The 24,786-nt window shown below is 54.9% G+C and carries 22 protein-coding genes and 1 rRNA gene; 7 read left to right on the top strand and 16 right to left on the bottom strand.

All coding sequences use genetic code 11. The features are described from left to right. Together rrf and DEU53_RS21500 are read left to right on the top strand one after the other, a co-directional pair. Nucleotides 1–88, top strand: a 5S ribosomal RNA gene (gene rrf / locus DEU53_RS21505); the annotation flags it as partial. A 232-nt stretch (nt 89–320) separates the two neighbouring features. Beyond that, nucleotides 321–1,625, top strand: coding sequence for an MFS family transporter (locus tag DEU53_RS21500; protein WP_110868295.1), 1,305 nt, complete (start codon nt 321–323; stop codon nt 1,623–1,625). Here DEU53_RS21500 and DEU53_RS21495 read toward each other — a convergent pair whose 3' ends face one another. The 5 genes from DEU53_RS21495 to trxC all read right to left on the bottom strand — a co-directional run bounded on the left by DEU53_RS21495 (nt 1,626) and on the right by trxC (nt 7,382). After that, complete coding sequence (locus tag DEU53_RS21495) at nt 1,626–1,946, bottom strand: YfiM family lipoprotein (RefSeq protein ID WP_110868294.1); 321 nt, start codon at nt 1,944–1,946, stop codon at nt 1,626–1,628. A 3-nt stretch (nt 1,947–1,949) separates the two neighbouring features. After that, complete coding sequence (gene pssA, locus DEU53_RS21490; protein ID WP_110868293.1) at nt 1,950–3,305, bottom strand: CDP-diacylglycerol--serine O-phosphatidyltransferase; 1,356 nt, start codon at nt 3,303–3,305, stop codon at nt 1,950–1,952. A gap of 116 nt (nt 3,306–3,421) precedes the next feature. Then, nucleotides 3,422–6,079 carry a bifunctional acetate--CoA ligase family protein/GNAT family N-acetyltransferase gene (locus DEU53_RS21485; RefSeq protein WP_110868292.1) on the bottom strand — a complete coding sequence of 886 codons (2,658 nt, stop codon included), beginning with the start codon at nt 6,077–6,079 and terminating at the stop codon, nt 3,422–3,424. A gap of 87 nt (nt 6,080–6,166) precedes the next feature. Then, the gene (locus tag DEU53_RS21480) at nt 6,167–6,871 is read right to left on the bottom strand and encodes a tRNA-uridine aminocarboxypropyltransferase (protein ID WP_110868291.1); all 705 of its coding nucleotides are present in this window, start codon (nt 6,869–6,871) and stop codon (nt 6,167–6,169) included. 91 nt (nt 6,872–6,962) lie between these two features. After that, a complete protein-coding gene (trxC, locus tag DEU53_RS21475) occupies nt 6,963–7,382 on the bottom strand; it encodes a thioredoxin TrxC (protein WP_110868290.1) in 420 nt (139 codons plus the stop codon). Between the two features lie 156 nt (nt 7,383–7,538). Here trxC and DEU53_RS21470 point away from each other — a divergent pair, with 156 nt between their 5' ends. Beyond that, entirely contained in the window at nt 7,539–8,651 is a 1,113-nt protein-coding gene (locus DEU53_RS21470) for a tRNA/rRNA methyltransferase (RefSeq protein ID WP_110868289.1), read from the top strand. A gap of 37 nt (nt 8,652–8,688) precedes the next feature. Here DEU53_RS21470 and emrB read toward each other — a convergent pair whose 3' ends face one another. The 11 genes from emrB to DEU53_RS21415 all read right to left on the bottom strand — a co-directional run bounded on the left by emrB (nt 8,689) and on the right by DEU53_RS21415 (nt 21,231). After that, a complete protein-coding gene (gene emrB / locus DEU53_RS21465) occupies nt 8,689–10,224 on the bottom strand; it encodes a multidrug efflux MFS transporter permease subunit EmrB (protein WP_101763434.1) in 1,536 nt (511 codons plus the stop codon). A gap of 17 nt (nt 10,225–10,241) precedes the next feature. Next, on the bottom strand, nt 10,242–11,414 hold the full coding sequence (emrA, locus tag DEU53_RS21460) for a multidrug efflux MFS transporter periplasmic adaptor subunit EmrA (RefSeq protein ID WP_110868299.1): 1,173 nt from the start codon (nt 11,412–11,414) through the stop codon (nt 10,242–10,244). Between the two features lie 148 nt (nt 11,415–11,562). Beyond that, complete coding sequence (mprA, locus tag DEU53_RS21455; protein WP_008101638.1) at nt 11,563–12,093, bottom strand: transcriptional repressor MprA; 531 nt, start codon at nt 12,091–12,093, stop codon at nt 11,563–11,565. 707 nt (nt 12,094–12,800) lie between these two features. Beyond that, on the bottom strand, nt 12,801–13,796 hold the full coding sequence (gene proX / locus DEU53_RS21450; RefSeq protein ID WP_101763435.1) for a glycine betaine/L-proline ABC transporter substrate-binding protein ProX: 996 nt from the start codon (nt 13,794–13,796) through the stop codon (nt 12,801–12,803). A 63-nt stretch (nt 13,797–13,859) separates the two neighbouring features. After that, nucleotides 13,860–15,038: a glycine betaine/L-proline ABC transporter permease ProW gene (proW, locus tag DEU53_RS21445; protein ID WP_101763436.1), complete on the bottom strand. Its 1,179-nt coding sequence runs from the start codon at nt 15,036–15,038 to the stop codon at nt 13,860–13,862. Nucleotides 15,039–15,040: 2 nt separating this feature from the next. Further along, a complete protein-coding gene (gene proV / locus DEU53_RS21440; RefSeq protein WP_101763437.1) occupies nt 15,041–16,231 on the bottom strand; it encodes a glycine betaine/L-proline ABC transporter ATP-binding protein ProV in 1,191 nt (396 codons plus the stop codon). A gap of 482 nt (nt 16,232–16,713) precedes the next feature. Further along, complete coding sequence (gene nrdF, locus DEU53_RS21435) at nt 16,714–17,673, bottom strand: class 1b ribonucleoside-diphosphate reductase subunit beta (RefSeq protein WP_110868298.1); 960 nt, start codon at nt 17,671–17,673, stop codon at nt 16,714–16,716. Between the two features lie 8 nt (nt 17,674–17,681). After that, nucleotides 17,682–19,820, bottom strand: a complete 2,139-nt coding sequence (gene nrdE, locus DEU53_RS21430; protein ID WP_101763438.1) for a class 1b ribonucleoside-diphosphate reductase subunit alpha — start codon at nt 19,818–19,820, stop codon at nt 17,682–17,684. Beyond that, entirely contained in the window at nt 19,799–20,203 is a 405-nt protein-coding gene (nrdI, locus tag DEU53_RS21425; RefSeq protein WP_061718050.1) for a class Ib ribonucleoside-diphosphate reductase assembly flavoprotein NrdI, read from the bottom strand. The genes nrdE and nrdI overlap by 22 nt, the downstream gene beginning before the upstream one ends. A gap of 3 nt (nt 20,204–20,206) precedes the next feature. Then, a complete protein-coding gene (gene nrdH / locus DEU53_RS21420) occupies nt 20,207–20,449 on the bottom strand; it encodes a glutaredoxin-like protein NrdH (RefSeq protein ID WP_101763439.1) in 243 nt (80 codons plus the stop codon). A gap of 461 nt (nt 20,450–20,910) precedes the next feature. Continuing rightward, nucleotides 20,911–21,231: a DUF883 family protein gene (locus DEU53_RS21415; RefSeq protein WP_008101623.1), complete on the bottom strand. Its 321-nt coding sequence runs from the start codon at nt 21,229–21,231 to the stop codon at nt 20,911–20,913. A gap of 150 nt (nt 21,232–21,381) precedes the next feature. Here DEU53_RS21415 and DEU53_RS21410 point away from each other — a divergent pair, with 150 nt between their 5' ends. The 4 genes from DEU53_RS21410 (at nt 21,382) to DEU53_RS21395 (ending at nt 24,698) form a co-directional block, all read left to right on the top strand. Continuing rightward, nucleotides 21,382–21,720, top strand: coding sequence for a DUF2002 family protein (locus tag DEU53_RS21410; protein ID WP_008101622.1), 339 nt, complete (start codon nt 21,382–21,384; stop codon nt 21,718–21,720). A gap of 133 nt (nt 21,721–21,853) precedes the next feature. Continuing rightward, nucleotides 21,854–23,269: an S-methylmethionine permease gene (gene mmuP / locus DEU53_RS21405; protein WP_110868288.1), complete on the top strand. Its 1,416-nt coding sequence runs from the start codon at nt 21,854–21,856 to the stop codon at nt 23,267–23,269. Beyond that, a complete protein-coding gene (mmuM, locus tag DEU53_RS21400; RefSeq protein WP_110868287.1) occupies nt 23,259–24,191 on the top strand; it encodes a homocysteine S-methyltransferase in 933 nt (310 codons plus the stop codon). Before mmuP ends, mmuM begins: the two co-directional genes overlap by 11 nt. An 87-nt stretch (nt 24,192–24,278) precedes the next feature. Next, nucleotides 24,279–24,698, top strand: a complete 420-nt coding sequence (locus DEU53_RS21395) for a hypothetical protein (RefSeq protein WP_008101619.1) — start codon at nt 24,279–24,281, stop codon at nt 24,696–24,698. Nucleotides 24,699–24,786: the final 88 nt, after the last annotated feature.

The raw sequence follows: 24,786 nt of genomic DNA, 5'->3' as shown, positions 1-24,786 counted from the left end.
CTGACCCCATGCCGAACTCAGAAGTGAAACGCCGTAGCGCCGATGGTAGTGTGGGGCCTCCCCATGCGAGAGTAGGGAACTGCCAGGCATCAAATAGTGAAGAAGCCCCGGACGAAAGTCCGGGGCTTTTTTACATCTGCATATAGCGAATTAAAACTAGTAGATGGCTGAATTTGCATGAAAATCAGTAATAAATTGCACTAAAAACTTCGCGGCAATCACATTTTGTAATCCAGGAACAGAGACAATTCCCGCAACCAGTTAATAGATGCTTTACTCAATCCTTTGGCGCTAATTATTCGCAAGGAAAAGAGGTAAGCATGACTGACTCACAACACCAGAAAGTGGCTATATCTGAAACGGCAGCCGACAGTAAAAAGCGTATCTGGGCGATTGTCGGCGCATCATCCGGCAACTTAGTTGAATGGTTCGATTTCTACGTCTACTCCTTCTTCTCACTCTATTTTGCCCATGTCTTCTTTCCAAGCGGTGATACCACCACCCAATTGCTGCAAACAGCAGGCGTCTTCGCAGCTGGTTTTCTGATGCGTCCGATTGGCGGATGGTTATTTGGCTATATTGCCGATCGCCACGGTCGCAAAGCCTCAATGCTGATCTCAGTGTGCATGATGTGTCTGGGATCATTAGTGATCGCCTGTCTACCGGGCTACGGAGAAATTGGCCTGGCCGCGCCTGTCATTCTTCTGCTGGCACGTATGTTTCAGGGATTATCGGTTGGTGGGGAATACGGTACCAGCGCCACTTATATGAGCGAAGTAGCACTGGAAGGACGAAAAGGATTTTATGCCTCTTTCCAATATGTGACGCTCATCGGCGGCCAACTGTTAGCGGTGCTGACCGTTGTAGTCTTACAGCAAATTCTCAGCGATGAAGAACTTCGCAGCTGGGGCTGGCGTATTCCGTTCTTCCTCGGGGCGGCGCTCGCTGTGGTGGCATTGTGGTTGCGTCGTTCTCTCAACGAAACTTCAGAGAAAAAACACCGAGAACATCGTGACGCCGGCAGCATTACGGGATTACTGCGCAATCACACCCGTGCATTTCTGATGGTGCTGGGCTTTACCGCAGGCGGTTCGCTAAGCTTCTATACCTTCACCACCTACATGCAAAAATATCTGGTAAATACTGCCGGGATGGATGCGCGCAGTGCCAGTGGATTAATGACCGGTTGCTTATTGGTATTCATGTTGATTCAGCCGATAGTTGGCGCGCTGTCAGACAAGATTGGTCGTCGTGCCTCAATGATGATTTTTGGTGCCGGGGCAGCTATCTGTACGGTTCCGATTCTGCTGCTGCTGCAAAATGTGCAAAGCAGTTGGCTGGCATTTGCCTTGATCATGCTGGCGCTAATCATCACCAGTTTCTACACCGCTATCAGTGGCATTTTGAAAGCAGAGATGTTCCCGCCAGAAGTCCGCGCGCTGGGCGTTGGGCTTTCCTATGCGGTGGCGAATGCTATTTTTGGTGGTTCGGCAGAGTACGTAGCCTTACTGCTGAAAAGAGAAGGTATTGAAACCAGCTTCTTCTGGTATGTTTCGGCAATGGGCGCTTTAGCATTCCTGGTATCGCTGATGCTGCATCGCAAAGGGAAGGGGATTGCGCTGTAGTTACTGACTGAGATTCCACAGTGCGATACCGCTGGCGGCGCCGGCGACATCCCAGCTAAGATCTTTCCAACTCCAGCCGCTCCCCGCTGAGCGGCTGTCATATAACTCTTTCCCCACACCGAAACTAAACGAAAACAAAAAGCCGAAACGCAAATTCTGCCCGCGGCTGTGATTTTGATGCTGAGAAATCTCGCTTCCTGCAGCAGCCAGAACAGCAGAAGAGAAGTAGTGTTGCGCTTTGTCTTTGCCGGTCCAGTTATCCTGGGCGACATGCGCACATCCACTACACAGCAAAACCACGCAGAGGATAGGCGCACGCATCGGCTATAGCAGACGGCTAATCAAGCGATCGATGCGAATACGGCGCAGGCGACGAATCAGCTTGCGCACCTTTGCCGGATAATCGGAGATACTTTCCAGCTCGCGATAATGCTGCACCACAGAAGTATGCTCACGAATCAGCGCCAGCTCTTTTTCGCGCTGCTCGGCCAATTGATTCAGCGGATCGTGAATCAGCACCGCATTTTCCAGATCCAGTCGCCACGCCCGAGGATTGAGGTTATTGCCAGTGACCATCATCCATTCGTCATCTACCCAAATGCCTTTTAGGTGGTAACTGTTTTCGCCATCTTTCCACAAGCGTACCGTCAGCTGACCATTATTGACGTAATACTGCAAACGGCTCAGGAAGCGACGCAGGTTAATCTCATATAGATAAGGCAGCGCCCCGATAATCTTGAACGGCTGTTCTGGCGGGATGTAGAAGTCATTGGCCGTTTTGTCGCCAATGATGATTTCAACTTCTTTACCCTGACGCAGTAAATGAATCAGGTTACGCACCAGAATGGCCGGCAGGTTAAAATAGGGCGTACACAGCGTCAGCTTGCGCTCAGCGCAGGGCATCAAATGGAAAATGGTTTTGTTCAGCAGGCTACGTTTGCCCAAGCCAACCAACGGCGTGACGGCAAGGCAATCATTATCTGCATTGCCGGTAAACTGATAGTTAAAGCTGCGCAGCTCCTGACGGAACTGACGTGTTTCGTTTTTGATTTCCGGGCTGGAAGGGCGCTCAGTTTTATCGAGCCGGTTAACCGCATCGGAATCCTTGAGATTTTCGCAGATCCACGCATACATGGTATCGGTAAGCTGTGGATTGCGGATCAGCTGATAACGGTCATAACGGTATTTATCATGCTGATGCAAATAGACATCGTTCAAGCTCGCGCCGCTGTAGAGCAGCGTATCATCAATGATAAACCCTTTCAGATGCAGCACACCGAGCGCTTCGCGGGTGTTAACCGGAATGCCATAAACCGGAATAGCGATATCCGGATGCTGAGTCGCCATTTCGCAATACCAGTCAGCGTTGGTCACGCCGCGAGCAGCGCCAATACGACCACGCTGCGCACGATGCCAGTCAACCAGAATACAGACATCCAGCTCCGGACGTGCCTGACGCGCTGCGTACAGCGCCTGCATTATTCCCCGGCCGCCGTCATCATTCTCCAGATACAGCGCGGTGATACAGATACGCTTTTCTGCTGCGGCAATTTTCGTCAGCAGGGTTTCGCGAAACTCGGCAGGCGAGTAAAGCGTCGTCAGATCCGACACGGATTGTGACAGTTTAGGCAGCTGTGCGAGGTGTTGTTGGTGTTTATTACGTTTAAATTTAGACAACATCACAGTGCACTTCTTCTCTGTTCATTGCATGGCCTTTTGCCATCAAATCATGATCCTAACGGTAAATAATACCATCAACCGGCCTGTAGAGGAGGAATTTTACCTTTCTGTACAGGTTAGCTGATGACATCACCGAGCGGCAAATTCAGGCTGACAATGCCATCATCCAGTTGAATATTCACGCGAAAATTGAGCTTTCGCGCCAGCGTGATCATGCCGCTATTGTTTGGCATGGTGATACCGTTCAATTGTTGCAGGCCATGATTGCGCGTATAGCGAATCATCTTCTCCAGTAAGCGCCTGCCCATGCCCAAGCCTTTCAGGTCAGACCGCACCAGCACGGAGAATTCAGCATCGATATTATCGGCATCGGAGATCGCACGTGTTACGCCAATGATCTCGTCGACGCCGTTGTGCTGCCGTATAGCGACAATCGCCATTTCGCGGTCGTAATCAATTTGCGTCATATTCGCCAAATCTTCATGGGTGAATTCATTGATTTCACTGAAGTAACGATAGTAGAGATCTTCTTTCGTTACCTGGGCGATAAAGGCGCGCAGCTGCGGTTCATTTTCCGGCAGGATCGGGCGGAACAGGCAATATTGCCCATTTTTCAGCTGCACCTGCTCTTCAAGATGATGCGGGTAAGGACGAATCGCCAGCCGTGTTTCGTTATCACCATTAAAAGGCGCCAGCTGCAGCGTGACATCCAGCAGCGTGAATTCGTCGGCTGATGCCAGCAGCGGATGAATATCCAGGCGCTGAATCTCCGGACAATCGACCACCAGATTTGAAACCTGCACTAACAGCTGGCTAAGCCCGGTGATATCCAGTGGTCGCAACGCGCTACGGCTGCGGACTTTGCCGCTTTTCATCGCCTGAATCACCAGATAGCGCGCCAGCGTCATATTCAGCGGCGGCAAAGCCACGGCGGCTTGCTTGTCGGGCTGCCACTCCACGCCGCCTTCGCCCAGCAGGATGATGGGGCCAAACAGCGGATCCTGTTCGACCACCACACGCAACTCCTGTGCTCCGGCGCGATTCGCCATACTCTGCACCAGCAAACCATCAACATGCGCATGTGGATGGGTTTCACGCACGCGATCAAAAATGGCTTCAGCCGCTTGTTCCACCTCTGCGGCGCTGCGCAGATACAGCATTACGCCTTGTACCTCCGACTTATGCGGAATATCCGGCGAACGCAGCTTGAGCGCGACCGGATAGCCAATCTGATCGGCGATGCTGGCAGCCGCGGCGCTGTCGCTGGCAATCCAGGTGGGCAGCGTCGCCAGGCCATAAGCCTGCAACACCGGCTGCACTTCGTGTGTGTCCAGCGTGGTGATGCCTTTATCCAGCGCTTGCTGAATCAGCTGATGCGCCTGCGCGCTGTTCTGCGTCAAACCAATCGGCAGCGCGGGCGTCTCACGCAGTTGCTTCTGGTTGCGGCGATATTCCACCTGATGCATGAAAGCGGTAACGGTACCTTCCGGTGTGCGCCAGGTGGGAATACCAGCCTGAGTAAACGCGCGTCGTGCGCTCTGCGAAGAGTATTCGCCGCACCAGTTCGTCAGTAAAGTGACTTGCTTGCCACGCGGATGTTTGGCAACCGCAGCGATAATCTGCTCGGCGGTCTCGCTCGAAGGTGAAACGGCGCTTGGCGCATGAATGATCATCAGTGCATCAAGTTCATGGCTATCGAGCAGCCGTTCAATGCAGGCGACATAGCGTGCTGGTGTCGCGTCATCTTTCAAATCCAGCGGATTGCCGCGGCCAACGCCTTCTGGCAGCAGGGTGGCCAGCGCCTGCAATGTTTCGTCACTTAGCGTCGCCAGCTTACCGTTGCGCGCATACAGTTCATCCAGGGCCAGCGCCGCCGGGGCCGCACCGTTGCTGATGATCATCAGTCGATCGCCGCGTAATGGACGCATATGGCTCAGCGACTCAACCGCCGTAAACAGTTCATGCGTATCCTGTACGCGCAGTAAACCGGCGCGCTGAATCGCCGCATCCCAGGCAGCGTCCAGTCCGCTGTGAGTACCGATCATCGCCTGCGCCTGATGGCTGCGACCACTTTTTATCACCAGAATCGGTTTATTACGCGAGGCGCTGCGCGAAGCGGAAACAAAGCGACGCGCATCGCTGAGGTGTTCGAGGTAGAGCAGAATGGCGCTGGTTTTACCGTCGCGCGCGAGGAAATCCAGCAGATCATCAACGTCGATATCCAGGCTATCACCCAAGGCGATAAACCAGGAGAAACCGAGGTTACGCTGCTGCGCCCAGTCGAGAATGGTGTTAGAGACCGCAGCAGATTGCGAAATAAAAGCAATGCGGCCTTTAGCAATCGGCACCGGCGAGAAGCTGGCATTCAACCCTTGCCACGGCGCCAGCAAACCTAAGCTGTTGGGCCCAAGCAGGCGAATTTGCCATTGACTGGCGCAGGCTTTCAGCTCTTCCAACTGGCTGGATGGCGCCGAGAGAATAATACAGGCCTTACAACCTTTTTCGCCCAGTTGTTGCAGCAGTTCGAGATTACGTTTGGCGTGGGTACAGATGATGGCGAGATCGGGCGCGAAGGGCAGGCTGGCGATATCCGGCCATGCCAGCACGCCGCTCACCGCTTTATACTTCGGCGTCACCGGCAATACCGGACCGCTAAATCCACCGGCCAGCAGGTTACGCATCATAAAGTAGCCGGCGCGCCCCGGTGTAATTGACGCACCGATTACCGCGATTGATTTAGGTCGTAACAGCGCTTCCAGTCCGCGTTGGCTCATCATCCGCTCCTGCTATCAAGATTGGCATGATTGTAAACGCTTTTTAACGCGCGTGCCGATTCACCGATCGCAGGCTGAGAGCCAGCTTCAGATTCCGCTACTCAATGCTTCTTCCAGAGCATGAATCGGATGATGCGGTTTCCCCGCCAGATAAGCATGACGGAAGCGGGCGAAATAGTGCTGCAATTCTGCGGCGGCGGCGAGATCCCCGGCCTGTTCCAGCAGCGCGGCAGCAACTTCGGCGGTGCAGTGCTGGCCTTCGCCGTGGGCCTCGCGCAGCGTGTAGCGCGAGGGCGCAGACACGTTGAGCGACATCACCGGCAACGCATCCAGCCACGGACTTTTGCGGAACATCTTGCGCGCTTCAGTCCAGGTGCCGTCGAGCATAATAAACAGCGGCGGTTTGCCGGTAAGCGGCGGGCTGGTAAGCACTTCGCGATCGGCATCTGCGTAAGACGCAGGGAAAACCACCAGTGGCTGATAATGCGCGTTCTTCACCGCCGCCAGCAGCGCGGCATCCGGCTCGGTGCGTGACCAGCCAAACGCCTCGGTGTCCGGCAACACATCGGCGATTAACCTTCCGGTATTGCTCGGCTTCATCGGCTCGGTATCGAACATCACCAGACAGAAGCGACTGCGCGCTTGCTGAGGCTGGATGGTGGCGCACAGACAGTTTTTCTGCGGCAGCAGGCAGCGTTGGCAACGAATGACACGATTACCGCGCGCAAGAAACGGGCGCGTGGCGCGCGCTAAACGTTGCGCACGTAAGCGCAGAACGGCATTTTCAAACATAAATTCGCAGGCAGGAGAAAAAACGCCAGTGTAATGGAATTAGCCGGGAAAGGTAATAAGGAAGGCCAGCACGCGGCTGGCCATCAGCGGTTTACAGCGATTCGTCGAGCCACTCGTTGAAGGGCGCTTTCGGCATTGCGCCGTTCAGCATGTCGACCATCTCGCCGTTCTTGAACAGCATAATCGTAGGAATGCTGCGAATGCGGAAACGCGAACTAAGCGCGGGTTCGGCTTCGGTATTCACTTTCACGAAGCGCACCTTGCCGCGCCGCTCGTCGGCGACATCTTTAAACACCGGTGCGAAGTTAACGCACGGGCCGCACCACGGCGCCCAGAAGTCGATCACCACCGGCAGATCGTCTTGCAGATACTTATCCAGCGTGGCTGCGGTCGCGTTGGCGACTTCACCGTTGAATAGCTCGCCGCCGCAACGACCACATTTTGCTCCATCAGCCATGCGCGACTCGGGCACGCGGTTGGTTGCCTGACAGGAGGCACAAACTGTATTCATATTTACCTCAACCCGGACCTGTAAATCTGATGATTGCCGGACATTATGAAAAGGTTGAGTGCTATGCTCAATCTGGATTGCCCAATAGGTTCAATAGTTGATAGCTAAGCACGGACACATCAGGTAATCTTCGCGCTCTCAATGCTGGAGGAACAGATGAACGACGAATTTAAAGGCAAAAGCGGCAAGGTAAAAGTGATGTACGTACGTGATGAGGAGAGTGGTCAAAAGCCGAATCCCCGTACCGGCAAAGGCGGCCGTCCTGCTGCGCGCCAGGAAGATAATCGTCGTTCTGGTCCTCGCAGCGGTGCACGTAATAATGAAGAAGGTGGCCGTGGCGGCGCACGCAGCTCGGCACCGCGCGGTGCGAGTAATACCGAACGCGGTCGCAGCTTTGGTCGTCGTGACGATCGTGGTGACGACAACCGCAGCTTCGGTGATTCGCCGTGGCGCACCGTTTCTCGTCCGCCGGTCGCGGATGATAGTCAACTGGATGATGCCGCGAACAAGCCGGTCATCGATCCCGAGCAGATTCGCCGTCAGCGTCAGGAAGAGACGCGCGTCTACGGTGAAAATGCCTGTCAGGCGCTGTTCCTGAGCCGTCCGGAAAGCATCGTGCGCGCCTGGTTTATTCAGAGCGTAACACCGCGTTTCCGTGAAACCCTGCGCTGGCTGGCGGCCAACCGCAAAGCCTATCATGTGGTTGAAGATGCTGAGCTGACCAAAGCTTCAGGTACTGAACACCACGGTGGCGTGTGCTTCATCATCAAAAAACGTATGGGCATGCCGGTTACCGAGTGGCTGACCAAGGCCCCCACCAAAGATTGCGTGCTGGCGCTGGAAGATGTCAGCAACCCGCACAACCTCGGCGGCATTATGCGTAGCTGCGCGCACTTCGGTGTGAAAGGTTTGCTGGTGAATGATGCTTCGCTGCTGGAATCGGGTGCGGCAGTACGTACCGCCGAAGGTGGCGCTGAGCACGTACAGGCGATCAGCGGCGAAAGCTTTGCCGAAGGTCTGGAAGCGTTCCGTAAAGCGGGTTACACCATCGTAACCACCTCAAGCCACGAAGGCACACCGCTGGCGAAAGCCGAGCTGCCTGCCAAAATGGTGCTGGTGTTAGGTCAGGAGAGCGAAGGTCTGTCAGACAGCGCTTTCCAGCAGGGCGATCTCAGCCTGTCGATTGGTGGCACCGGCAACGTTGAAAGCCTCAACGTGTCAGTGGCGACCGGTATTCTGCTCGCCGAATGGTGGCGTCAGAACGCATAAAAAAACGGGCCGCAAGGCCCGTTTTTGTTTGTCTCGCTTAGTGAGCACCACCGCCGCCACTGCCCGCACCAAATGGTGGACGCGCAAACCACACCAGCACCAGCAAGATCAAGAACACGCCCGCCGATGCCCAGAAGATCTCATTCGCCGAAATAATCAGACCCTGATTGGTAATTTGCTGCGCGATATATGCCGAGGCCTGCTGCTGGGTCATGCCCATGCTTTGCAACTGGTCATACATCTGCTGTGAATTGACGTTGTACGGATTCACCGACTCCGACAGATAGCTATGATGCATCGATTCACGGTTACTCCACATGGTGGTAGTAATCGAAGTACCGATGGAACCTGCCAGCGTACGCACGAAGTTTGACAGGCTTGATGCCGCCGCCATACGTTCTGGCGGTAAGCCTGACAGCGTAATGGTGGTGAGCGGCATAAAGAAGCACGCCACCGCAAAGCCCTGAATAAACTGCGGCCACGCTGATGCACCAAAATCCATTCCCGGCTCAAACGTGTAGGCGCGCCAGTAGAAACAGACGGCATACATGATGAAGCTGAAGGTCACCAGCTTACGCATATCCAGCTTGTGGGCGAAGCGGCCAATGATCGGCGACAGGATCACCGGCAGAATCCCCACCGGCGCCGACGCCAATCCGGCCCAGGTGGCGGTGTAGCCATATACCTCCTGTAACAGCTGCGGCAGCAACACTATCGAGCCGAAGTAAAGCATATAGGCCAGGCTAATCGACAAACAGCCGATGGTGAAGTTGCGCATCTTGAACAACGACAAATCGACTATCGGATGGTCGTCGGTGAGCTCCCACACCAGCAACACCAGCAGCGCCACCACGGCGACCACCATCAGCACAATGATCTCGGTTGAGCTAAACCAGTCGAGCTCTTTTCCGCGATCCAGCATCACCTGCAGCGAGCCAATGCCCACCACCAGCAGTACCAACCCCACCATATCGATCCGGCGGATTTCGGTTTTGGTTTCACGTCCACGCAGCGTTTGCAGCGTCAGTAACACCACCACCAAACCAATCGGTACGTTGATGAAGAAGATCCAGCCCCAGTGATAGTTATCGCTGATCCAGCCGCCGAGAATCGGACCGCAGATCGGTGCCACAATCACCGTCATCGCCCACAGCGAAAGCGCCACGCTGCGTTTCGCTGGCGGATAGTTGTTCAGCAGCAAACTCTGCGACAGCGGAATCAGCGGACCGGCAACCACGCCCTGAATGACGCGGAAGAAGATCAGCATCTCCAGGCTTTCGGACATGCCGCAAGCCCAGGACGCCAATACAAACAGGATGGTCGACCAGGTAAACAGCTTCACTTCACCGATGCGCTTGGCCAGCCAACCGGTTATCGGAATCGAGATGGCGTTTGCCACCCCGAAAGAGGTAATCACCCAGGTGCCCTGCGAGTTCGAGGCACCGAGGTTACCGGCGATGGTCGGAATCGCCACGTTAGCGATGGTGGAGTCGAGTACCTGCATGAACGTCGCCAGCGACAGGGCGATGGTCATCAGGACTAACGGCGCACCTTCAAGCGGTTTTTGTGCCATAACAGCCTCCCGCGGCGTTAGTCAGCGTTGGCACGAACGATGTCAGTAATCAGCTGGTTAACCGGCGCGAGGTCGATTGCCAACGCATTACTTTCATACGCGGCTTGCGAACGCACGGTGCTGGCCAGCGTGGCACCCTCTTTGTTTTGGGTATCCACTTTCACCAGCGTGGAGAGGCCGATACGCAGCGGATGTTCCGCCACTTGTTTCGGATCCAGCTCGATACGCACCGGCAGACGCTGGACCACTTTGATCCAGTTACCGGTGGCGTTCTGCGCAGGCAGCAGCGAGAAGGCGCTGCCGGTACCCATATCCAGACCCACCACTTTGCCGTGATACTCGACGTCATCGCCGTAGATATCACTGATCACCGTGGCCGATTGGCCGATACGGACACCTGCAAGCTGGGTCTCTTTGAAGTTTGCATCGATCCACAGATTAGTGGACGGCACCACCGCCAACAGCGGGGTGGTGGTGGAGATTTGCGAGCCAACCTGTACGCTGCGACGTGAAATGAAGCCATCAATCGGGCTACGGATTTCAGTACGCTGCAGCGCCAGCCAGGCATCGCGCAGCTCAGCCGCACTCTGCTGTACCGCGGGCTGATTTTCCAGCGAGGTATTCAGAATCATCGCCTGGTTAGCGTTGTATTGCTGCACTGCCACATCCAGCTGCGCTTTGGCTGTCGCCACGGCATCACGCGAGTGTTGCAGCTCTTCGCGGCCAATCAGATTAGACGCGCCCAACGGCTCGCGGCGTTTCAGGTCAGCTTCGGCCTGTTCCAGCGCGGTTTGCTGCAGCTTGATGGTGGCTTGATACTGTTTGCCATTGATCATCAGCTGGTGGGTTTGACGCACGCTGGTGGCCAACGCGGTCTGCGCTTTTTCAAACGCCTGCTCGGCATCGGTTTTATCCAGCGACACCAGGACGTCGCCTTTCTTCACCACGTCGGTATTATCAAACCACACTTTATTTACGCTGCCGGAAACCTGCGCCATCACCTGCACCTGGTTGCCCGCCACGTACGCATCATCGGTTTCCTGGAAGTGACGCAGCACCAAATACCAGTAAGCCAGATACGAAACACCAATAATTACAAACACGATAGCCAGCAGGATCAGCACACCTTTGCGCTTCTTCTTTTTATTCGCTGGCTGTTGCGGGCTTTGAGCTTCCGCTGTCGCACTCATGTCGTTCTCCACGTTTTCCATTTAGTCGGGATGTGCCGATCCTTCAACACGGTTGCCCGAGTCAAAAAAGCCAGCACTTAAGCGCTGGCCGGACAAAAGGGGATTAAAATAGCGATTTCGGAAGGTGATTGTGTCGCACTTCTTGCTATTAGCGCGACAGGGAAGCGATAACCTGATCTTCGTCCATTTTATCGAGACGGTTAAGTAACTTACGGGTAATCGATTCCAGCTGATCCTGCTCGTTAGTAGAGAGCGAAGACCACAGGTATTGCAGGCTCTGATGCTGCGGTGGCAGCAGCTGGCGCAGGAATTCATTGCCTTTTTCGGTCAAATGCAGATGCAGGCAGCGACGGTCGTTCTCGCTTTCACGACGTTCGATCCAGCCGCGCTTCTCCAGCTCATCAGCGATACGCGTGGCATTGGTGCGTGAAGAGCCGAGGGCAGAACTCAGTTCTGAAGGCTGAATGCTCTGATTTTCCTGTGCATCAAGAGTAATCAGCGCCATGAATAAGGTCTCGTTAATTCCCTGCGCCTTCAACATTTTGTTGCGATTATCCAGCAGTTTACCCTGCATGTGCATGCACAAGCGGGTCAAAATGATCTCCTGCAGCGGAAAATCTTTATGGCGGTTAGCACGGATGTTAAGCATCTGTTCAATGGGAGTAAACGAACTTTCCATTTTAAAAAAACCTCTTAGTTGCAACTGGTATAGTAATGATGGTGACAGATTAAGCGTAGTCACAATTTCCGCAGGTGATTGTTAGCACGATCACATAGTCAACATCTGACATTCCAGGTTGTTCCTTAACCCTGGGCATTTTGACCTGACATCCCACCTGAACATACAGGCAGCCGATGCCATCAATTCATCTCGGGAAACCTTTTTACAGATAAATAATTTCGCGAGAAAAAATAACTCTGGTGAATAACTGCGCTGCTAACCATAACAAACCCAATCATTAATGAATAGTATTGCTCAGCGGTTTAGAACCATCTTTACGATTTCTAAACACTTTTCGCGCGCCGCTTGTCTACGTAAATCAAGGTGTTGATTAACATGCTCTTAACAACGCCCGCGCGAATGCGACACCAGCCAAAGTGATGGAATTTGATCGCTAAACGGGAAGCAGTCATTGCGTGCGGATAAGAGAGATAATCATTTGTAGGTAATAGTAACCGAAAAAATTATTTCAATGGTGTGTTAATTAACAGGACGTACCAGTGCGCTATAGCGCACGCTTCGCTTATTGGGGGAAAGGAAAAGGGGAAGGCAGCCATTTGCCGTAGCGGCGCAATTTATTACGCTGAGTTCCTGAAGTGGAATTATTCCATGAAAAACGGCGCGATAAATCGCGCCGCTACAATACCAACGCTAATGTAAATGCGTTACTTCGCTGCCGCCAGTGCGTCCTGAATCCACTTATCGAATTCCGCCTGGTGACCTTTGATCCAGCCATCAACGTGGCCATTGATATCGGCTTCAGAAGCATGGCCCGCATGCATCGCCGCATTCTCGGCGTTGATGTCGCCAATCGGCAGCTTCATCTCAGCAAACAGCTTTGCCGCGGCCGGATTTTTCTCGGTCCAGGCTTTGTTGGCGACGATATGCATGGTGTTCACCGGGAAACCGTAGTTAGCCCCGTTCGCCAGCTTGGTATCGACTTTGCTCTGCTCGCCCGGCAGTGAAGAGAACGGTACCTGCAGCCATACCACATCTTTACCCGGCTTCAGCACGTCGCTGACCCAATACGGCGTCCAGGTGTAATAGAACACCGGTTTGCCCTGTTTAAAGCGCGTGATGGTATCGGCAATCATCGCCGAGTAGTTGCCCTGATTGTGCTCCACGGTGTTGCTCAGCTTGTAGGCATCAATCTGGTGATTAATCACCGCTTCACAGCCCCAGCCTGGCGTACAGCCGGTCAAATCCGCTTTACCATCACCATTGGTATCAAACAGTTTGGCGATCTTGGGATCTTTCAGCTGTTCAATATTGGTGATGTGATACTGCTCGGCGGTTTTCTTATCGATCAGGTAACCCTGAGCCGCGCCACCGACGTAAGTGCCCTGGCGATAAAACTTCGCATCGCCGCCCGCGGCTTTATACATATCGTCGTGCAGCGGTTGCCAGTTGGTGGCAATAAAGGTGGCATCACCGGCTGCGATGGTGGTGTACGCCACGTTGTAATCAATCTCGCTTGGCTTCTCAACGGTATAGCCGAGTTTCTCCAGCGCGCGGCTTACCAGCAGCGTCTGGAAGGTCTCTTCAGAGATGGTACTCTGCGTCGGTTTAACGGTGATGCCTTTACCGGGCAGGTCGGCGGCGGACACGTGCGTCGCGGCGAACGTCGTCAGGACGGCGGCGATGAGAGCTGTCTTGCGCATAGTCATTCCTTATTTTACGTGTTACGTCGAAGACGGGCGGCCGCAGCGGACCGCCCATTGAAATCAGGCTTTTTTACTGAAAGGGCGCATCAGCAGACCGAGCGGGCCAGTGCTGTACCAGTGACGGCTGCCACGGCTGCGGCTGTCGCGGCCCATCGACTGCGTCAAGCGATCGAGGATAATGGCGAGGATCACGATGCCCACGCCGCCGACGGTGGCGAGGCCCATATCCAGGCGACCAATGCCGCGCAGCACCATCTGACCGAGACCGCCAACCGCGATCATCGAGGCGATCACCACCATCGACAGCGCCAGCATCAGCGTCTGGTTTACGCCAGCCATGATGGTCGGCATCGCCAGCGGCAGCTGCACTTTGAACAGCATCTGACGCGGGCTGGCACCGAAGGATTCACTCGCTTCAATCAGGTCGGCTGGCACCTGCTTAATGCCAAGAATGGTGAGGCGCACAATCGGCGGCAGCGCAAAGATAATGGTCACCACTACGCCCGGCACGTTGCCGATACCAAACAGCATGACGATCGGCACCAGATAGACGAAGGCTGGCGTGGTCTGCATCGCATCTAGCAGCGGACGAATAATGCGCGCGGCACGTTCACTGCGCGCCAGCCAGATGCCGAGCGGCAAGCCGATGATGATGCAGAACAGCAGGGCGGTTAGCACCAGCGCCAGCGTCACCATCGCCTGCGACCAGGCACCAATCGCGCCAATGGCAATCAGCGAGACCAGCGTAGCAATCCCCATCGCCGGGCTGGCAATCTGCCAGGCGATCAGTGCGAACACCACAATCGCTACCGGCGCGGGCATGCCGAGCAGTAACTGCTGGAACGCGCTGAGGATGTAATCCACCGGCACGCGAATGCCCTGAAACACCGGGCGGAAATGGCTGACCACCCAATCAATGCCTTCAGTCACCCAGCTATCAAGCGGAATCCAGGTTTTATGGAACGGGTCCATGAGGTTGAAATGTTCCGGCGCGGGAGCGGGTGCGCTGCTCAGCCAGTCGCTGCTGCTGGCAGCATTGCTGGCGGCATCGTGGCCACCGCTGCTGGCGGCGGAGGGATCACCCCATGCATCGGCGCTGCCGGAGCTGCTATCTGCAGGCGCGGCACCGCCACTCGCCCAGGGATCGCTGCTGCTGGCGGCGGGGCTGGTATCAGTGGTGGCAGGTTGCTGGGTGGTTTGGCTGGCGCTTTCCCACGGATTCGCTGTTTGTTCGCTCATGATTAGGCTCCTTCACGGTCTAAAGCACGCAACAGCATGCTTTTCGAAATGATACCGACGTACTGATTCTCTTCGCTGACTACCGGCACGGCGCAGGGCGCTTGTGCCACATGCGACAGCAGATCGTTCAGGGAGGTATCGGCAGGAACCGCTAAGGGCGTGTCGAGCAGCGCGCTATCCAGCCCTTCACCGGCCGCCAGCGCGGCTTTCAATGAATCGGTGGACACCACGCCAACAAACTTCTGTTTCTCCAGCACGTAGCCATATTCGCGATCTTCATCCTGCAGCAGCTTGATGGCGGATCGCGGACCAAAACCGGCGGCTTTGCGGATCAGTGAACCCGCACTGCGACGCGCAATATCTTTGGCGCTAAACACGTGACTAATATCGACGCCGCGGAAGAAGGTGCGCACATAATCATTGGCAGGATTATTGAGGATTTCATCCGGCGTGCCGACCTGTACCACTTCGCCGCCCTGCATAATGGCAATGCGGTCGCCAATACGCATCGCTTCATCGAGGTCGTGAGAAATAAATACAATGGTACGCTGATGTTTGGCCTGCAGTTTTACCAGTTCATCCTGCATTTCGGTACGAATCAACGGATCAAGTGCTGAGAAAGCTTCATCCATTAATAAAATATCAGGATTAATCGCCAATGCACGGGCTAATCCAACGCGTTGACGCATACCGCCAGAAAGTTCATCGGGATAAGAGTGGGCGTAATTATCCAGGCCAACCTGACGCAATGCTTCCAGCGCTTTTTCCTGACGTTCGGCTAAAGGAATGCCGGCTAATTCCATGCCAAAGGCGGCATTATTTAGCACAGTCATGTGTGGCATCAGCGCGAAGGATTGAAATACCATACTGATCTTATTTCTGCGGACTTCACGCAGTTCTGATTCCGATATTTTGGCAATATCGACACCGTCTATGATTACCTGGCCGCGAGTGGGCTCGATCAGACGATTGAGAAGGCGAACCATGGTGGACTTACCTGAACCTGAAAGCCCCATGATGACGAAGATCTCGCCTTCTTCAATGGCCAGACTGGCATTTTTGACGCCAACAGAGAGGCCGGTTTTTGCCAGAATACTCTCTTTGCTTTCGCCTTTATCGATCAGCTTAAATGCCTTTTCGGGATTATCCCCAAATACCTTATATAAATTCTTTACTTCGAGTTTAATTGCCATGCAGTAATTAATTTCCCGGTTAAATGTTTAACTATTTCTTGTTGTGGTCCTGAGTAAAATTAAGCGCCCTATACCCTAACATAGTGAAATTATCTGACAACCCTGAAGGGCGATATTCGGCGGCGCGCGCAGCAGTCAATCGCTAAAATCGCCAGTGCTCACAAGGGATGCGCGCGGATTAATTTTTTGCATTTGAGAAGTGAATTTATGTGCGTTTCAGACTGTTTCTGGTGCAGAGCGGCCGAAAATCAATCCAAAAAGAAGAAATATAAGTGAAATAAATGGGTGAGAAGAGCGGAAATAAGATTGGTTTAAAAAATAATTATCACTGAATCAATACGCTAAATAATTCGCGTCACAGCAAGGCGACAAGCCCACTCGACCCAGCAGCATAGTGAACTATGGGACTGGGAAGAGTGGGCGCAGTCAACGCTGCTGTGCCAAAAGTAGGTGCCTCCAGGCAACGCGAACTATGACGCGTATTAAAAATTCCAGTCTTCGTCTTCGGTTTCCACGGCTTTCCCCATTACATAAGAGGAGCCTGAACCTGAGAAGAAGTCGTGGTTTTCATCGGCGTTGGGCGACAGCGCGGACAAAATCGCCGGGTTCACGGCGGTCAGTTCGGCCGGGAACAGCGCTTCGTAGCCGAGGTTCATTAGCGCTTTATTGGCGTTGTAGTGCAGGAAGGTTTTCACCTCTTCCGCCCAACCGACTTCACCGTACAACGCTTCGGTATACACCACTTCGTTTTCGTACAGCGCCAGCAGCAAATCAATCGCAAACTGCTGCAACTCCTCGCGGCGGCCAGCATCGACGTTTTCCAGCGACTTTTGGTACTTATAGCCGATGTAGTAGCCGTGTACCGCTTCGTCGCGAATGATCAGGCGAATCAGATCTGCGGTGTTGGTCAGCTTGCCACGGCTCGACCAATACATCGGCAGCCAGAAACCGGAGTAGAACAGGAACGATTCAAGGAACACGCTGGCGATTTTCTTCTTGAGCGGATCCTCGGCGCGATAGTGCTCCAGCACAATCTTCGCCTTGTTCTGCAACGCTTCATTCTCTTCACTCCAGCGGTACGCCGCATCGACATCTGCGGTGTTACACAGCGTGGAGAAAATCGAACTGTACGAACGCGCATGCACTGCTTCCATAAAGGAGACGTTCGACAGCACAGCTTCCTCGTGTGGCGTAATCGCATCTTCCATCAGGCCAGGCGCACCAATCACGTTCTGGATGGTGTCGAGCAGCGTCAATCCGGTAAACACCCGAATAGTCAGCTGCTGTTGCTGGTGGTCCAGCGACTGCCACGCTGGCAAATCGTTGGAGAGCGGCACTTTTTCCGGCAGCCAGAAATTACTGGTCAGTCGGTTCCACACTTCGAGGTCTTTTTCGTCCTGGATGCGGTTCCAGTTAATGGCTTGAATTTGTTTTAGTTGCATAGTTTTCATCACAGTGAGCAGGAGACGCAGCCCTGCACCTCGGTGCCTTGAAGCGCCATCTGGCGCAGACGGATGTAATAGAGCGTTTTGATGCCTTTTTTCCACGCGTAGATCTGCGCTTTGTTGATATCGCGCGTGGTGACGTCGTCGCGGAAGAACAGCGTCAGCGACAGGCCTTGATCGACGTGCTGCGTGGCTTCGGCGTAGGTATCAATAATCGCTTCCGGCCCAATGGAGTACGCATCCTGATAGAGGTCGAGATTGTCGTTGGTCATAAACGGTGCCGGATAGTAGACGCGGCCAGTTTTGCCCTCTTTACGGATCTCAATGCGCGACACAATCGGGTGAATGCTGGAGGTCGCATGGTTGATGTACGAGATCGAACCGGTGGGCGGAATCGCCTGCAGGTTCTGGTTGTACAGCCCATGTTGCATCACCGCTGCACGCAGCGCTTGCCAGTCGGCCTGCGTTGGCAGAGTCAGTCCGGCATCGGCGAACAGTTTTGCCACGCGCGCGGTGCGCGGCAGCCAGCGCTGTTCGACATATTTATCGAAGTAACTGCCGCTGGCGTATTTCGACTCGGCGAAACCGTCGAAACTCTTCTGATGCTCCTGCGCCAGCAGATTCGAGGTGCGCACGGCGTGATAGGTGACGCAATAGAAATAGAGATTGGTGAAATCCAGCGCCTCTTCTGAACCGTACGCCATGCCTTCGCGCGCCAGATAACCATGCAGGTTCATCTGACCGAGGCCAATCGCGTGCGAGCGGCGATTGCCTTCCGCCACCGAAGGCACCGAATTGATCTCACTCATCTCGGAAACGGCGGTCAGTGCACGCACGGCGGTTTCCACGGTTTGCGCCAGATTGCGCGAATCCATGGCATGCGCAATGTTGAGCGAGCCGAGGTTGCAGGAGATATCTTTGCCGACGCGACGATAGCTGAGATCGTCATTGAACTCGCTGGCGCTGTTAACCTGCAAAATCTCGGAACAGAGATTACTCATGTTGATGCGCCCGGCAATCGGGTTGCTGCGGTTCACGCTGTCTTCAAACATGATGTACGGGTAGCCGGATTCAAACTGAATCTCCGCCAGCGTCTGGAAGAAATCGCGCGGCTTGATGTAGGTTTTGGTGATGCGATCGTCCGCCAGCATCTCGTCGTAATGCTCGCTGATGCTGATATCACCAAAGGCTTTGCCGTAGATGCGCTCGACATCGTACGGCGAGAACAGCGCCATATCGCGATTCTCTTTCGCCAGCTGGAAGGTGATATCCGGGATCACCACGCCGAGCGACAGCGTTTTGATGCGGATCTTCTCGTCGGCGTTTTCACGTTTGGTATCGAGAAAGCGGAAAATATCCGGGTGATGCGCATTCAGCCACACCGCACCTGCGCCCTGACGTGCACCCAGCTGGTTAGCGTAGGAGAACGCATCTTCCAGCATCTTCATCACCGGAATTACGCCGGACGACTGGTTCTCAATGCGCTTAATCGGCGCGCCTGATTCACGCAAATTGGAGAGCAGGAACGCTACGCCGCCGCCGCGTTTCGACAGTTGCAGCGCCGAGTTCACCGCGCGACCAATCGATTCCATGTTGTCTTCGATGCGCAGCAGGAAGCAGGAGACCAGCTCGCCGCGCTGCTGCTTACCGCAGTTAAGGAAAGTTGGCGTAGCCGGCTGGAAGCGACCGCTCAGCATTTCCGCCAGCAGCTCGCGCGCTAAGGTTTCATTGCCGCGTGCCAGCGTCAGCGCCACCATGCAGGCGCGCTGTTCGAAGGTTTCCAGATAGCGTTTGCCGTCGAAGGTTTTCAACGTGTAGCTGGTGTAAAACTTCCACGCCCCGAGGAAGGTGTGAAAGGCGAAACCTGCCGCATCAGCTTCATCGTGCAGCTGACACAGGAAATCGAAAGCGTACTGATTCAGCACCTCGGCTTCGTAGTAGCCTTCGGCCACCAGATAGCGCAGGCGCTCGCCTGCCGAGGCAAACTGCACGGTATTGGGTTGTACATGCTGCAGGAAGAACTGGCGCGTCGCTTCGTGATCTTTACTGAACTGGATGCGGCCATCGGCGTCATACAGGTTCAGCATCGCGTTAAGCGCGTGGTAATCAGTCAGCGAGCTGTTTAGGGTGTCTGTCGTTGCCAAAATTGGGTCACTCCCGCTTTTACATTAGCGATATCGTCGGGGGTTCCCATCAGCTCAAAGCGGTAGAGATAGGGAACCTGACATTTCTGCGCAATGATGTCGCCCGCCAGGCAATAGCCTTCACCGAAGTTGCGGTTACCGGCAGCGATCACCCCGCGAATCCCGCGTCGGTTGGCATCATCATTGAGGAATTGAATCACTTGTCTCGGCACCGCACCGCGCGAACTGCCGCCGCCGTAGCTCGGCACCACTAAAATGTAGGGCTGTTCGATATGCAGGCGCTGCTTGCCGTCAACCGGAATGCGGCGGGCAGGCAGCCCAAGACGCGTGATGAATCGGTGCGTGTTTTCCGACTGGCTAGAGAAATAGACCAGTGGAAACATGGCTTATCCCCCGACGGCCGCGAGCTGGCTCAGGCTGGCAATTTTGTCGGGACGGAAGCCACTCCAGTGATCGTCTTGCGTCATCACCACTGGCACCTGGCGATAGCCGAGAGATTTGAGGTTGTCGATGGCTTCAGGTTGGGTATCAAGGTTGATCAGCTGATAGTCGATACCTTTGCGGTCCATGGCATTTTTTGTCGCATTGCACTGGACACAGTTGTCTTTGGTGTAAATAATAATGCGCATGATTCGTATTTCCCTTTGATTGCGGTCAGATTGTGAGATACGAAGCAAATTCCTGTTTGCATCGAACTTCGTCCTTGACGACATTGGGTAGTTAGTTGATGGGTTGAATACTAGATGTAGTGTTCCTGTCGGTCAAGCCCACCAGATATAGGGTTTTGTGATTTTGATCTTCGGATAATCGCTAAGACCAGAGATCATGCGCCTTCCAGGCCGGAAAAATTTTTTGTAAAGGGAATAAGGTGGGAGAAGTGGTTAGATTTTGTGCGATTTAGCCCTCATCCCAGCCTTCTCCCGCAAGCGGGAGAAGAAGCCGATCCAGCATAGGTGTTAAAGTTGAACGCCACCTAAACATTCCCTCTCCCGCCTGCGGGAGAGGGTTAGGGTGAGGGAAAGCGCGCACTATCTCGCGCCCACAAAAAAGCCCCGCATCAGCGAGGCTCATTGCATCAACGAACACAGGCTTATCGGCGTGAAGATACCAGCAGCGCGCCAAGCACTAAACCTATCGCCGCACCGACGCCCACGCCGTGCCACGGCTTGTCGTGGACATAGGCGTCAACCTGCGTACCCGCATCACGTGCCGCTTGCGATACGCGACTCTGTCCGCCGCTCAGTTTGGCACGCGTCTGCTTCAACAGCGCCTGCGCCTGGCTACGAGCATTATCAACTTCGTCTTTAGCTTCACTGCCATAAGATTTAAGTAACGCCTCTAGCGAATCGGCCAGTTCGTTTACATCCTGATTGATATCAATGTCATCGTTTTTTGCGCTTCGATTAAACATTTTTTAGCTCCCTTTGATTTAACACGTAATACTTAGTGTAGACGAAGCGTGATTAAACGCAGGGATGTGCCAGGCTTTAGGGAAAATTCCGAATGCCCATGCCATCCTGCTGCTGTAAGGTTGCGGGGCTGTGAGAAGAGAGGAGCAAGCATGTATTTACGACCAGATGAGGTAGCGCGCGTACTTGAGAAAGTGGGCTTCGAAATGGATACCCAAACGCCAAAAATTTACGGTTATCGTCGCGGCGAAAACTATGTGTACGTCAATCGCGAAGCGCGTATGGGACGGACCGCCTTAATCATTCACCCGACGCTGAAAGAGAAAAGCCAGAGCTTTGCTGAACCGGCTTCAGAGATGAAAACCTGCGATCACTACACGCAATTCCCACTCTACTTAATGGGCGATTCGCAGGAGCATTACGGCATTCCGCACGGCTTCAGCTCGCGCGTTGCGCTTGAGCGTTATCTGCAGGGCGTATTTGGCGCCTGAACTTGCGCCCCGTTTCATGCGGGGCCGCAAACCCTGACTCAATCCTCTCCTTCTGCCCCGTTGCAAATCCGCACGTTGACGCGTATAACCCTGTGTCCATATAGATGTTCAGACGTCCATACGGATAAATATCATGCAAATTCAGGATACGCCTCCACAGGAAAACTTTAAGCGCACCATGAAAGTACGGCATCTGGTGATGCTGTCGCTGGGCGGTGTGATCGGAACCGGACTGTTCTTCAATACCGGCTACATCATCTCAACCACCGGTGCAGCCGGCACTTTGCTGGCCTATCTGATCGGTGCGCTGGTGGTGTGGCTGGTGATGGTCTGTCTTGGCGAACTGGCTGTGGCGATGCCGGAAACCGGCGCGTTCCACGTCTATGCCGCGCGCTATCTCAGTCCGGCCACCGGTTATACCGTCGCCTGGCTTTACTGGCTCACCTGGACGGTGGCGCTGGGTTCCAGCCTGACCGCCGCCGGGTTCTGTATGCAGTATTGGTTCCCAAGCGTGCCGGTGTGGACGTGGTGTCTGGTGTTCTGCATCGCTATTTATCTGCTGAATATCGTCTCAACGCGCTTTTTTGCCGAAGGTGAATTCTGGTTCTCCATCATCAAAGTGATCACCATCATCGCCTTTATCATTCTCGGTGCGGGCGCGATCTTTGGTTTTATCCCGATGAAAGACGGCAGTGCTGCGCCGGGATTACACAATCTCACCGCTTCCGGCTGGCTGCCGCACGGCACGCTGCCGATTCTGATGACCATGGTGGCGGTCAACTTCGCTTTCTCGGGCACGGAATTGATCGGTATCGCTGCCGGTGAAACCGAGCAGCCACAAAAAGCGCTGCCGCTGGCGATCCGCACCACCGTCGCACGGTTGATCATCTTCTTTATCGGCACGGTATTTGTGCTGGCGGCGCTGATCCCGATGGATCAGGCCGGGATCGTCAAAAGCCCGTTTGTGCTGGTGTTTGAAAAGATCGGCATTCCGTACGCGGCGGATATTTTCAACTTCGTGATCCTCACCGCCATTCTCTCCGCCGCCAACTCTGGCCTGTATGCTTCTGGCCGTATGTTGTGGTCGCTGGCTAATGAGAAGACGCTGCCGCGCTGTTTTGCGCGCGTCAACCGTCGTGGCATTCCGGTGCTGGCGCTGACCGTGAGCATGATTGGCGGCTTGCTGGCGCTGTTCTCCAGCGTGATTGCGCCGGACACGGTGTTTGTGGCGCTGTCGGCGATTTCCGGTTTTGCCGTGGTGGCGGTGTGGCTCAGCATCTGCGCCTCGCACTATGTGTTCCGTCGTCGCCATCTGCAGGCGGGCGGCAGCTTACAACAGCTGGCGTATCGCGCGCCGCTCTATCCGCTGACGCCGATTCTGGGCTTCCTGTTATGCCTGCTGGCGTGCGTCGGACTGGCGTTCGATCCGTCGCAGCGTATCGCGCTGTGGTGCGGCATTCCGTTTGTGCTGTTCTGCTATGCCGCATACCATGTCACGCAACGACGCAAGTCATCCCTTAAGGCTGAGGAGGCCAACGATGTCGCGTAATCCTATCGCGCAGGCTCTAACCCAAACTGACACGTTGATTCTGGATGGCGCGCTGGCGACCGAGCTGGAGGCGCGCGGCTGCAATCTGGCCGATGCGCTGTGGTCGGCCAAAGTGCTGATGGAAAATCCTGAGCTGATTTATCAGGTGCATCACGACTACTTTGCTGCCGGCGCGCATGTGGCGATCACCGCCAGCTACCAGGCCACGCCGCAGGGTTTTGCCGCGCGCGGCTTAGATGAAGCGCAGGCGCTGGCATTGATCACCCAGAGCGTACAGCTGGCGCAGCGCGCGCGTGGTGACTATCGCGCATCTTCCGCCAGCACCGCACCCTTGCTGGTGGCAGGTTCGGTCGGGCCGTATGGCGCTTTTCTGGCCAATGGTGCGGAGTATCGCGGTGATTACGCGCTGCCGGAAGAGGAGATGAAAGCGTTCCACCGTCCGCGCGTGAAGGCGTTGCTGGAAGCGGGTGTCGATCTGCTGGCCTGTGAAACGTTGCCGTCCTTTACCGAAGCGCAGGCGCTGGTGAGTTTACTGGCTGAATTCCCTGCCAGCAGCGCGTGGTTCTCCTTTACCCTGCGCGATGCCGAACACATCAGCGACGGCACGCCGTTGAGTAAAGTGGCTGAGCTGGTGCATGCGGCACCGCAGGTGGTGGCGGTTGGCATCAACTGCGTGGCGCTGGAGAGCGTAACGCCCGCTCTGCGCCGCTTCCAGGCGCTGTGTGATAAGCCGCTGCTGGTCTATCCGAACTCCGGCGAGCAGTACGATGCTAGCAGCAAAACCTGGCACTCCGCGCCGTCGGGCTGCACGCTGCATGACAAATTCGCCGAATGGCAGCAGGCGGGCGCACGTCTGATTGGCGGCTGCTGCCGAACCACGCCGCAGGATATCGCGGCGATTACTGCCTGTTGTCAACCGTAATAAAGCGCAGAAAATCATCAGTGATAGCGCGATTAAGCACAGAAGGGCAGTTTACACTGTCCTATCTGATGCTGAAGCGGACCTGCTATGAACCTGCGACCTCTTTTTCCTGCCTGTGCGCTGCTGCTGAGCGGCTGCGCCACCATTGTCGGCACTGAAACGCAACCGGTGAAAATCGACTCCCTGCCGCAAGGCGCGCGTTTCACCGTGCAGGATGAGACCGGACGCGCGGTGGCGCAGGGCTATACCCCGCAAACCGTCGAGCTGGCGAAATCGACCGGGAATTATTTTGGTAAGAAGCACTATCAGGTGATGCTGGAGAGTCCGGGCTATGTGCCGCTAACCTTGCCGATCGAGGCCAATGCCAATCTGTGGTATTTGCTGGGCAATATTCCGCTGTTGGGCTTCCCCGGCTGGCTGCTGGTCGATCCCTTCTACGGCGGCATGTACGATCTCAAACCAGAACATCCGCAGCCGAAGCTGAACGTCGTCGGCGCGCGGGGTTAATAAGCCCGCACCGATCGTAGCGGCGCAATTTATTGCGCAATCTTACCGCGAAAAAAAACAGCGCAATTAATTGCGCCGCTACAAATCA

The sequence above is a fragment of the Pantoea sp. AG1095 genome (assembly GCF_003208415.1).
Lineage (GTDB): Bacteria > Pseudomonadota > Gammaproteobacteria > Enterobacterales > Enterobacteriaceae > Pantoea > Pantoea leporis.
Note: the sequence above shows the minus strand (reverse complement) of the source record. Positions and strands in the feature narration are given on the sequence as shown.